Origin of the sequence: Actinoplanes awajinensis subsp. mycoplanecinus (assembly GCF_001509495.1) — a bacterium.
Lineage (GTDB): Bacteria > Actinomycetota > Actinomycetes > Mycobacteriales > Micromonosporaceae > Actinoplanes > Actinoplanes palleronii.
This window is the reverse complement of record NZ_LLZH01000025.1, coordinates 56,893-68,489: the sequence shown is the minus strand read 5'-3', so window position 1 is coordinate 68,489 and position 11,597 is coordinate 56,893. Positions and strand designations below refer to the sequence as shown.

The 11,597-nt window shown below is 71.1% G+C and carries 8 protein-coding genes; 6 read left to right on the top strand and 2 right to left on the bottom strand.

The window, feature by feature from the left end:
* Positions 1-43 precede the first annotated feature (43 nt).
* Positions 44-1,891 (bottom strand): dihydroxy-acid dehydratase, encoded by a 1,848-nt coding sequence (gene ilvD, locus ADL15_RS06410; protein ID WP_083970959.1) that lies wholly within the window; start codon positions 1,889-1,891, stop codon positions 44-46.
* Positions 1,892-1,992: 101 nt separating this feature from the next.
* On the opposite strand from ilvD, the gene ADL15_RS06405 reads away from it, so the two are divergent.
* The 5 genes from ADL15_RS06405 (at position 1,993) to serA (ending at position 9,577) form a co-directional block, all read left to right on the top strand.
* Entirely contained in the window at positions 1,993-4,353 is a 2,361-nt protein-coding gene (locus ADL15_RS06405; RefSeq protein WP_394326916.1) for a putative bifunctional diguanylate cyclase/phosphodiesterase, read from the top strand.
* A 150-nt stretch (positions 4,354-4,503) separates the two neighbouring features.
* Positions 4,504-6,330: an acetolactate synthase large subunit gene (locus ADL15_RS06400; RefSeq protein ID WP_067685676.1), complete on the top strand. Its 1,827-nt coding sequence runs from the start codon at positions 4,504-4,506 to the stop codon at positions 6,328-6,330.
* Complete coding sequence (ilvN, locus tag ADL15_RS06395; RefSeq protein ID WP_014447226.1) at positions 6,327-6,845, top strand: acetolactate synthase small subunit; 519 nt, start codon at positions 6,327-6,329, stop codon at positions 6,843-6,845. Before ADL15_RS06400 ends, ilvN begins: the two co-directional genes overlap by 4 nt.
* A gap of 34 nt (positions 6,846-6,879) precedes the next feature.
* The gene (ilvC, locus tag ADL15_RS06390; protein ID WP_067685674.1) at positions 6,880-7,893 is read left to right on the top strand and encodes a ketol-acid reductoisomerase; all 1,014 of its coding nucleotides are present in this window, start codon (positions 6,880-6,882) and stop codon (positions 7,891-7,893) included.
* Positions 7,894-8,008: 115 nt separating this feature from the next.
* Entirely contained in the window at positions 8,009-9,577 is a 1,569-nt protein-coding gene (serA, locus tag ADL15_RS06385; protein ID WP_067685672.1) for a phosphoglycerate dehydrogenase, read from the top strand.
* A gap of 248 nt (positions 9,578-9,825) precedes the next feature.
* On the opposite strand, the gene ADL15_RS06380 is transcribed toward serA, so the two are convergent.
* Positions 9,826-10,164, bottom strand: coding sequence for a hypothetical protein (locus ADL15_RS06380; RefSeq protein ID WP_083970974.1), 339 nt, complete (start codon positions 10,162-10,164; stop codon positions 9,826-9,828).
* 396 nt (positions 10,165-10,560) lie between these two features.
* On the opposite strand from ADL15_RS06380, the gene ADL15_RS06375 reads away from it, so the two are divergent.
* Positions 10,561-11,586, top strand: a complete 1,026-nt coding sequence (locus tag ADL15_RS06375) for a 3-isopropylmalate dehydrogenase (protein ID WP_198170600.1) — start codon at positions 10,561-10,563, stop codon at positions 11,584-11,586.
* The last annotated feature ends 11 nt before the right edge of the window (positions 11,587-11,597 follow it).

Genomic DNA, 11,597 nt, shown 5'->3' with positions numbered 1-11,597 from the left:
GCAGCGGGACATCCGCTGCCGGGCGTTTCTGGGGAAAGGCTGGTTACTCCGGGACGCGGCGGTAGGCGCCGTCGCTGGCGCTGGTGGCCATCGAGGCGTAGGCGCGCAGGGCCGCGGAGACCGTGCGCTCGCGGCTGACCGGGGAATACGGCTTGGTGCGGCGTTCCTGCTCGTGGCGGCGCTGGGCGAGGACGTCGTCGTGGACGTTGAGGGTGATGCTGCGGCCCGGGATGTCGATGACGATCTCGTCGCCGGTTTCGACCAGGGCGATCAGGCCGCCGGACGCCGCCTCGGGGGAGACGTGGCCGATGGAGAGGCCGCTGGTGCCGCCGGAGAAGCGGCCGTCGGTGATCAGCGCGCAGGCCTTGCCGAGGCCGCGGCCTTTCAGGAACGACGTGGGGTAGAGCATCTCCTGCATGCCGGGGCCGCCGCGCGGGCCCTCGTAGCGGATCACCACGATGTCGCCCTCGACGACCTGCTTGCCGAGGATGCCGGTGACCGCGTCGTCCTGGGACTCGTAGACCCGGGCCGGGCCGGTGAACTTCCAGATCGACTCGTCGACGCCGGCGGTCTTGACCACGCAGCCGTCCGGGGCGAGGTTGCCGAAGAGGATGGCCAGGCCACCGTCGACGGTGTACGCGTGCTCGACCGACCGGATGCAGCCGCCCTCACCGTCGGTGTCGAGCGTGGCCCAGCGGTTCTGGGTGGAGAACGGCTCGACGGTGCGCACCCCGCCGGGCGCGGCGTGGAACAGCTCGAGCGCCTCCTCGGACGGCGAGCCGCCGCGGATGTCCCACTTGTCCAGCCAGGTGGAGAGCGACGGCGAGTGCACCGAGCGGACGTCGGTCTTGAGCGACCCGCCCCGGTGCAGCTCACCCATCAGGGCCGGGATGCCACCGGCCCGGTGCACGTCCTCCATGTGGTACTTCGGGCTGTTCGGCGCGACCTTGGCCAGGCAGGGCACCCGGCGCGAGACGGCGTCGATGTCCGCCACGCTGAAGTCCAGCTCGGCCTCGCGGGCCGCGGCCAGCAGGTGCAGCACGGTGTTGGTGGAGCCGCCCATCGCCACGTCGAGGGCGACCGCGTTCTCGAACGCGTCCCGGCTGGCGATCGAGCGCGGCAGCACCGACTCGTCGTCGTTCTGGTAATACTCCTTGGCGATCTGGACGATCAGCCGGCCGGCCTCCTGGAAGAGGGCCTTGCGGGACGCGTGCGTGGCGAGCGTCGAGCCGTTGCCGGGCAGGGCCAGGCCGATCGCCTCGGTCAGGCAGTTCATCGAGTTGGCGGTGAACATGCCGGAGCACGAGCCGCAGGTCGGGCACGCCGAGCGCTCGATTGTGTCGAGCTGCTCGTCGGTGACGTTGTCGTTGGCCGCGGCGCTCATCGCGTCGACCAGGTCGAGCTTCTCGTGCACGATGCCCTCGATGGCCACCGTCTTGCCGGCCTCCATCGGGCCGCCGGAGACGAAGACCGTCGGGATGTTCAGCCGCAGCGCGGCGATCAGCATGCCCGGGGTGATCTTGTCGCAGTTCGAGATGCAGACCAGGGCGTCCGCGCAGTGCGCGTTGACCATGTACTCCACCGCGTCGGCGATCAGCTCGCGGCTGGGCAGCGAGTAGAGCATGCCGCCGTGGCCCATCGCGATGCCGTCGTCGACGGCGATCGTGTTGAACTCACGGCCGATGCCGCCGGCCTCGAAGATCGACTCGGCGACCAGGCTGCCCATGTTCTTGAGGTGCACATGCCCCGGTACGAACTGGGTGAAGCTGTTGGCGATGGCGACGATCGGCTTGCCGAAGTCGTCGTCGGTCATGCCGGTGGCGCGCCACAGGGCGCGCGCGCCGGCCATGGTGCGACCGTGGGTCGAAGTCCGGGAGCGCAGCTCAGGCATTCCCCCATAGTGCCACCGGCCTGGGGCGGGACTGCCACGTACGTCCACAGCTCGGGACGGCGGGGGTGTTGTTATCGATGGAGATCCGGCAGAGTGTGTCCGTGAACTCACCGTCCGGTATGGAGCTGGCGGGCCTCGCCGGCCTGCTCGCCGCGGTCCCGGCGGTCGCCTTGCTGGGACAGTCCGGTCGCCGGCACACCGGTGCGGCCCGCCGGGCGCACCTGCTGCTGGCCGCGGGTGGGGCGTTGATCACGGCGGCCGCGCTGGCCGGCCTGGCCACCGCGCTGCTCATCGAGCACCGGCACGACGTGACGTCCGGGAGCCGCACCCTGGCCACCGCGATGGCGGGCGGCATGGCGATCGGCACGCTCACCCTGCTGGCCGGCACGGTGGCGTTGCCCGGCGCGGCCCGCGGACCGGCCGCCGCTCTCCGGCACGTGCTGGACGGCCTGGTGATCGCGGCGGCGATCTGGTTCGTCGGCTGGGTGCTGGTGGCCCAGCCGACCCGGATCCTCGGCGACTCCACGCCGTACCCGTGCGTCGCGGTGATCCTCCCGGCCGTGCTGGCCGTGCTCGGGCTCGGCCTGACCGGGGTGCTGGCGCTGCACGCGCACCGGCCGCGGCGCTACACCGTGTGGGTCGGCGCGGGCGTGAGCCTCACCGCGATCGCCTCGGCCGGGCTGTCCGGCGGCATCTGCCGGGAGCGCGACGGGCTGGTGCTGGCCTCGGTGCTGCTGCTCAGCGCCGGGCTGATCACGGTGGCCTGGGCGGTCCGTGCCGCCGACCGGCCGGTTCAGGTGACCGGTGACGTGCTGGAGCGCGGCGGGGCGTACGCGGTGGTCCCGATGCTCGGCGTGATCACGGCGCTCGGCTATCACCTGGCCCGGGGCGGCTCGCTCGACGCGTACGGGTATTTCGGCATCAGCGTCGAGGGCCTGGCCCTGGTCGCCCGGCAGTTCCTGGCGCTGGACGACGTCCGGCGCTACACCGTGCAGCTGCGCCAGCGGGAGAAGCACTTCCGCGACCTGGCGCACACCGACCCGCTGACCGGCCTGGCCAACCGCCGTGGCCTGCAGCTCGCCCTGCGCGTGGCGGGTGAGGGCCGCAAGGCGCTGCTCGGCATCGACATGGACGGCTTCAAGACGGTCAACGACCTGCGCGGGCACGACGTCGGCGACGCGGTGCTGACCGAGGTGGGCGACCGGCTCAAGCGCAATCTGCTCGCCGGTGACGTGGCGGCCCGGCTGGGCGGCGACGAGTTCGCGGTGCTGATGCACGGCGACCCGGACGAGGCGGTGCTTGCCGCGCACCGGCTGCTCGCGGTGCTGGGCGAGCCGTACGAGGTGGACGGCGGCCAGATCTTCCTCTCCGCCAGCGTCGGTGTCGCCAGCACCGGTGAGCTGCTGCACGACGCCGACCTGGCCCTGCGGTACGCGAAGCAGCGCGGCAAGAACCGCGTCGAGCAGTACCAGGCCGGCTACGACGAGCTGCTGCGCCGCCGCGGCACGCTGACCGGGGAGCTGCGCCACGCGATCGACCGCGACCAGCTGCGCCTGGTGTTCCAGCCGGTGGTCGCGCTGCCGTCGATGCGGCCGGTGGGCGCCGAGGCGCTGCTCCGTTGGACCCATCCGGAGCTGGGCCCGGTCCGCCCGGACGAGTTCATCCCGGTCGCCGAGGAGTCCGGCCTGATCAACCGGATCGGCGCCTGGGTGCTGGAGCAGGCCTGCCGGCAGCTAGCCGACTGGCTGGCGGCCGGCCACGACATCTGGATGTCGGTGAACCTGTCGCCGAAGGAGCTGCACAACGCCGACTACGCCGCCCAGGTCGCCGACATCCTGGCCGAGCTGGGCGTCCCGCCGCAGCGGCTGGTGCTGGAGGTGACCGAGCACGCGGTCGCCACCGACATGGAGGAGCTGGTCGGCCGGCTCGCCCAGCTGCGCGAGACCGGGGTGCGGATCGCGCTCGACGACTTCGGCGCCGGGTATTCGTCGCTCACCCAGCTGCGCACCCTCCCGGTGGACATCCTGAAGATCGATCACGCGCTGGTGGCCGAGCCGGAGTCCCGGACCGGCACCGCGGCGCCGCTCGTCGACGTGGTGGTCCGGCTGGGTCACCGGCTCGGGCTCGAGGTGCTGGCCGAGGGGATCGGCACGCCCGCGCAGCGGGAGGTGGTCGAGGAGGCGGGGTGCCGGCTCGGTCAGGGCTCGCTGTTCGGCTGGGGAGTGCCGGCCGAACACTTCGAGTCACGCCTGCAGTCGCTGCGCCCGACGGGTCCGCGGCCGCTCCCGGCGCCGCGTTCCGGACCGCCGAAGGACGCGACGGCCCGAAGTCAAGTGGTACGGCTCGGACCGGGGATGCGGCAGCTCAGAGCGTTGCTGCCGACCGATCCGGAGTTCGCGTCGTCGGCCGGTGATCAAAATGTGGGATCAGTTGACTCAGGCCGTGAGATGGGGCAAGGTTAGCCGCATGTGCTTCGCGTCCCGAGTACTTATCTGAGCGCACCACTCAGTCGCCACACAGCGACAGAGGGTGCGCTAGGTCCCGTGCAACTGCACGTGGGCCTTTTTTGTTGCTCAAGTACCGGACGCCGACTTGAAAAGGCTGACATTGCCATGACGAGACCCACGCCAGAATCCCTCGCCCATCGAGCCACTCCGGCCACCGTCGCCGCGGCCGCGGCCGGTCAGGTCGCTACCGCTCCGGTAGCCACGACGGGTGCCGGCGCACTTGTCCGCTCGCTCGAGGCTCTGGGCGTGGAAGTCGTGTTCGGGATCCCGGGCGGCACGATCCTCCCGGCGTACGATCCGCTGTTCGACTCCAGCGTCCGGCACATCCTGGTGCGCCACGAGCAGGGCGCCGGGCACGCCGCCACCGGGTACGCGCAGGCCACCGGCAAGGTCGGCGTCTGCATGGCGACCAGCGGCCCGGGCGCGACGAACCTGGTGACCGCGATCGCCGACGCGTACATGGACTCGGTGCCGATCGTGGCGATCACCGGGCAGGTGTCCCGCCCGTCGATCGGCACGGACGCCTTCCAGGAGGCGGACATCCAGGGCATCACCCTGCCGATCACCAAGCACAACTTCCTCGTGCAGACGCCCGAGGAGCTGCCTCGGATCATGGCCGAGGCGTTCCACCTGGCGCTCACCGGCCGGCCCGGCCCGGTCCTGGTGGACATCCCGAAGGACGTCCAGCAGCAGCAGACCATCTTCTCCTGGCCGCCGACCCTGGACCTGCCCGGCTACCGCCCGACCCTGCACCCGCACGGCAAGCAGATCCGCGAGGCGGCCCGGCTGATCGCGCAGGCCCGCCGCCCGGTGCTGTACGTCGGCGGCGGCGTGCTCAAGGCCGGCGCCACCGACGGGCTGCGCAAGCTGGCCGAGCTGACCGGCATGCCGGTGGTCACCACGCTGATGGCGCTCGGCTCGTTCCCCGACTCGCACCCGCAGCACCTGGGCATGCCCGGCATGCACGGCACGGTCCCGGCGGTCTACGCCCTGCAGAAGGCCGACCTGCTGGTCACCCTGGGCGCCCGCTTCGACGACCGGGTCACCGGCAAGCTCGACTCGTTCGCGCCGGACGCCAAGGTGGTGCACGCCGACATCGACCCGGCCGAGATCGGCAAGAACCGGCACGCCGACGTCCCGATCGTCGGCGACGCCCGGCACGTGATCGACGAGCTGATCGCGGCGGTGTCGCACACGTCCGGCGGCGTCGAGCAGTACCCGTCCTGGTGGGCCGCGCTCAACGACCTGCGGGAGCGGTACCCGCTGGGCTACGACGAGCCGACCGACGGCACCCTCGCACCGCAGTACGTGATCGAGCGGATCAGCGCCCTGGTCGGCCCGGACGCGATCTACTGCGCCGGTGTCGGTCAGCACCAGATGTGGGCGTCCCAGTTCATCCAGTTCGAGAAGCCGGGCAGCTGGCTGAACTCGGGCGGCGCCGGGACCATGGGGTACGCGGTGCCGGCCGCGATGGGCGCCAAGGTGGGCCGGCCGGAGACCGAGGTCTGGGCGATCGACGGTGACGGCTGCTTCCAGATGACCAACCAGGAGCTGGCCACCTGCGCGCTGGAGGGCATCCCGGTCAAGATCGCCGTGATCAACAACGGCAACCTGGGCATGGTCCGGCAGTGGCAGACCCTGTTCTACGAGGGCCGCTACTCCAACACCGAGCTGGGCACCCACAAGCACCGGATCCCGGACTTCGTGAAGCTGGCCGAGGCGCTCGGCTGCATCGGCCTGCGGTGTGAGTCGAAGGACGACGTCGACAAGATCATCAAGCAGGCCATGGAGATCAACGACGCCCCGGTGGTCATCGACTTCACGGTCGGCAAGGACGCCATGGTGTGGCCGATGGTCGCGGCCGGCACGAGCAACGACGAGATCATGTTCGCCCGGGACGTGCGCCCGACCTTCGAAGAGGACGACCTGTGACAAACAAACACACGCTGTCCGTGCTGGTCGAGAACAAGCCGGGTGTCCTCGCCCGGGTCAGCGGCCTGTTCTCCCGGCGCAGCTTCAACATCGACTCCCTGGCGGTCGGCGAGACGGAGAACCCGGACGTCAGCCGCATCACGATCGTGGTCAACGCGGATTCCTCTCCGCTGGAGCAGGTCACCAAGCAGCTCAACAAGCTGGTGAACGTCCTGAAGATCGTGGAGCTGGACCCGTCCCAGTCGGTCCAGCGCGAGCTCCTGCTGGTCAAGGTGCGTGCCGATCGGGCGCAGCGCAGCCAGGTACTGGAGACCGTCGAGCTGTTCCGGGCGCGGGTGATCGACGTCGCTCCGGACACCCTGACGATCGAGGCCACCGGTAATCCCGACAAACTGGATGCGCTGCTGCGCGACCTCGAGCCGTACGGCATCAAGGAGATGGTCCAGTCGGGCCTCGTGGCCATCGGCCGCGGTTCCCGCTCGATCACCACGGGCCCCGCGCTCCGTGCCGCCTAGCTCTACACCACCGAACACAGAGAAGAAGGATTTCATGACCGCCGAAGTGTTCTACGACGACGACGCCGACCTGTCGATCATTCAGGGCAAGAAGGTCGCCGTCATCGGCTACGGCAGCCAGGGCCACGCGCACTCGCTGTCGCTGCGTGACTCGGGTGTCGAGGTCGTGGTCGGCCTGCAGGAGGGCTCCAAGAGCCGCCCGAAGGCCGAGGAGCAGGGCCTCACCGTGAAGACTCCGGCCGAGGCGTCCGCGTGGGCCGACGTGATCATGGTGCTGGCGCCGGACACCGCGCAGCGCAAGATCTACGCCGAGTCGATCGAGCCGAACCTGACCGCCGGCAAGGCGCTCTTCTTCGGCCACGGCCTGAACATCCGCTTCGAGCTGATCAAGCCCCCGGCCGACGTCACCATCGCCATGGTCGCCCCGAAGGGCCCGGGCCACCTGGTCCGCCGCCAGTACGTGGACGGCAAGGGCGTCCCGGCCCTGATCGCGGTCGAGCAGGACCCGACCGGCGAAGGCCAGGCGCTCGCGCTCTCCTACGCGAAGGCGATCGGCGGCACCCGGGCCGGCGTCATCAAGACCACCTTCAAGGAAGAGACCGAGACCGACCTCTTCGGCGAGCAGGCCGTCCTCTGCGGTGGCGCGTCCGCGCTCGTGCAGACCGGCTTCGAGGTGCTGACCGAGGCGGGCTACGCCCCCGAGATCGCCTACTTCGAGTGCCTGCACGAGCTCAAGCTGATCGTCGACCTCATGTACGAGGGCGGTATCGCGCGCCAGCGGTACAGCGTCTCGGACACCGCCGAGTTCGGTGACTACGTCTCCGGCCCGCGCGTGATCAACGCGTCGGTCAAGGCGGAGATGAAGAACATCCTCGCCGACATCCAGTCCGGCGAGTTCACCCGTCGCCTGATCGCGGACGACGACGCCGGCGCGCCGGAGCTCAAGAAGTTCCGCGAGGAGGCCGCCAAGCACCCCATCGAGATCACCGGTGCGAAGCTGCGCGGGATGATGAGCTGGGTGGACCGCCCGATCACCGAAACCGCCTGATCCAGCGCTGAGAGACGCCCGGCCGACGGCCGGGCGTTTTTCGTGGCTGAACCGGGTGCGCCGAAAATCCGTATCATCCAGGTCCGTCAATGCCGACGAACCTGGATGGAGGGCCATGACTTCCGTCGTCCTGGTAACCGAGGAATTGGCGCCCGCCGCTCTCGATGTGCTGACCACCGAATTCGATGTGCAAACGGTGGACGGCACGGACCGGCCGGCGCTGCTGAGCGCACTGCACGAGGCCGAGGCGGTGATCGTCCGGAGCGCCACCCGGATCGACGCCGAGGCCCTGAACGCCGCACCCCACCTGCGCGTCGTCGCGCGGGCCGGAGTGGGGCTGGACAACGTCGACATCCCGGCCGCCACGGCGCGGGGTGTGCTGGTGGTGAACGCGCCCACCAGCAACATCATCTCGGCCGCCGAGCAGGCGGTGGCGCTGCTGCTGACCACGGCGCGCAACACCGCCAGCGCCTGCGCGGCCCTCAAGGCCGGACGGTGGAAACGCACCGCCGGGGTCGAGGTCTACGGCAAGACCGTCGGCGTGGTCGGGCTGGGCCGGATCGGCGTGCTCGTCGCGCAGCGGATGGCCGCCTTCGGGACGAACCTGATCGCGTACGACCCGTACGTGCAGCCGGCCCGCGCCGCCCAGCTCGGGGTGCGGCTGGTGTCCCTGGACGAGCTGCTGCGGGAGAGCGACTTCATCTCGGTGCACCTGCCACGTACCCCGGAGACGGTCGGCCTGATCGGGGAGAAGGAGCTGGCCACGGTCAAACCCGGCGTACGGATCGTGAACGCGGCCCGCGGCGGCCTGCTCGACGAGCGGGCGCTGGCCGACGCGATCGCTGACGGCCGGGTGGCCGGCGCCGGGCTCGACGTCTTCGAGACCGAGCCGCTGACCTCGTCACCGCTGTTCGCCTTCGACTCGGTGACGGTCACCCCGCACCTGGGCGCGTCCACCGTCGAGGCACAGGACAAGGCGGGGCTCGCGGTGGCACACAGCGTCCGGCTGGCGCTGCGCGGGGAGTTCGTGCCGGAGGCGGTCAACATCCGGGCCGGCGGTGCGGTGGACGAGGACGTGACGCCGCTGCTGCCGCTCGCCGAGAAGCTCGGCCGGGTGTTCACCGCGGTGGCCGGCGGGGTGGCCGCCCGGGTCACCGTGGAGGTGCGCGGCGAGGTGGCCGTGCACGACGTCACGGTGCTCCGGCTGGCCGCCACGAAAGGGCTGTTCGCCCCGGTGGTCGAGGAACGGGTCACCTACGTCAACGCGCCGCAGCTGGCCGCGGACCGCGGGGTCGAGGTGGAGCTGGCCACGTCGGAGGAGGCCGGCGAGCACGCGAGCCTGATCGTGGTGCGCGGCGCGCTCGCGGACGGCACCACGATCGCGGTGGCCGGCGCCGGCACCAAGCTGGTCGAGGTGGACGGCTTCGAGCTGGACCTGCCGGCCGACGGCGTACTGGTGTTCTTCCGCTACCGGGACCGTCCCGGCGTGGTCGGCCGGATCGGCACCACGCTGGGCCGGGCCGGCGTCAACATCGCCGCGATGCAGGTGGCCCGGCGCGCAGCCGGCGGCGAGGCGCTGATGACCCTCACCGTCGACTCCGGCGTCGACCCGGACCTGCTGGCCGCGGTCGCCACCGAGATCGGCTCCTCCCGCACGGCGGCTGTCGACCTCCGGGCCGACTGAAGGCTGACGGCCAACCCATTTTTGGTACGAATGTGCCAGCGCTCGTCCGTAGGCTACGAGCCGAGTCCCGCCCGTGAGGCCGCCGCGGCATCGCGCCCGCACCGGACCGCGGCGCGCCTTCCGGTCCGCGTCGCTCACCACGCGAGGCCGCCGCCACTCCCGGCCGCAGCGCGACTCTCGGTGTTGGCTGGTCCTCAGGGGTGTCTCCGCATCGCGGAGACACCCCTGAGGACCAGCCGATCCGGTGACTAGCGGGCGGAGCGGACCGGGGGTGGGTAGACCGTGCCGTCCTGGAGGTCCAGCAGGTCCAGGTTCAGCTCGCCGGCCAGCCGCTCGATCGTCTCCAGCACCACGTCCGGGCAGTTCTCGTCCAGCCGCATCTGGATGTGGTCCGCGGCCGCGTGCAGCGGTGCGGTCGCCCACGGTGAGCCGGGCGCTGCCGCGCGCGGGCCCCGATCCGGATAGCTGCTGGTCAGCGCGTCGTAGAAGGCCACGACACGCGGGTCGGCCGGGCGCAGCGGATGCACGCCCGCGGCGCACTGCTCGTTGGCGGCGCGCACCTGGTCCGGCGCCGCCGCGGGGTCCATCGCCCACACCACTAGGTCGAAACTCACCGGCGCATGGTGCCATCACGAAGGCCTGAGGTTGAGAACCCGTGGGCCGACACGCGGGGACGCGTCTTGCGCGCCTTCCGTCCGCATCGCTAGCGTTGTTCCCGCCGCACGTCCCTCGGCAGGCGCGTCTTCGGGTGATGCTGTCTGTTCGCGGGCCGGGCGGTGGGATTTCTGGCGGGACCGAGCCACGCGTACTCGTCGCCACAGCCCCCGTGACCGTTTGCCGCGGTTCGGGGGCTGTGTTGCGTCCGGGGCCGGTCGCCCGGCGGCCGGGAGTTCAATCCTTGGGACTCGCGTTCCGTGCTTCGGGATCAAGGGTTACCGTGTGTGGTGATTGTCGGGACGGGTGCAAGGGGAGTCGACGTGAGCGTGGCGCGGATCGCGGTAGTGGCCGGCGACGGCATCGGCACCGAGGTGACCGCGCAGGCCCGCAAGGTCATCGACGCTGTGCTGCCCGGTGTGGAGTACAACGAGTACGACCTGGGCGCCCGCCTCTACCATCGCACCGGCGAGGTCCTCCCGCAGGCGGTCCAGGACGAGCTGGCCGGGCACGACGCGATCCTGCTGGGCGCGATCGGTGACCCGAGCGTGCCGCCGGGCGTGCTGGAGCGCGGTCTGCTGCTCAAGCTCCGCTTCGAGTTCGACCAGTATGTGAACCTCCGCCCCTCGAAGCTCTGGCCCGGCACCACCAGCCCGCTGGCCGGCGTGAAGCCCGGCGAGATCGACATGGTGGTGGTCCGCGAGGGCACCGAGGGTCTCTACGTCGGCGCCGGTGGCGTCCTGCACAAGGGCACCCCCGCCGAGATCGCCACCGAGGAGAGCCTGAACACGCGGTACGGCGTGGAGCGGGTCGTCCGGGACGCGTTCGACCGCGCGCAGCGCCGCGACCGCCGCCACCTCACCCTGGTGCACAAGACCAACGTGCTGACCCACGCCGGCAACCTGTGGTCGCGCACGTTCGCCGCGGTCGCCGCGGAGTTCCCCGACGTGACGACGGAATACCAGCACATCGACGCGGCCAGCATGTTCATGGTCAGCAACCCGCAGCGGTTCGACGTGGTGGTCACCGACAACCTGTTCGGCGACATCCTCACCGACATCGCCGCCGCCGTCACCGGTGGCATCGGCATGGCGGCCAGCGGCTCGGTCAACCCGGAGCGCACGTACCCGTCGACCTTCGAGCCGGTGCACGGCTCCGCGCCGGACATCGCCGGCCAGGGCATCGCCGACCCGGCCGCCGCGATCCTCTCCGCCGCCCTGCTGCTGGAGCACCTCGGCAAGCACGACGAGGCCGCGCGAGTAACCGAGGCGGTCGCGGCCGAGGTCGCGTCCCGCACGCCGGGCGCGCCGCTGCGTACCGCCGAGGTCGGCGACCGGGTCGCCGCCGCCGTCTGAGCGGCCGCACA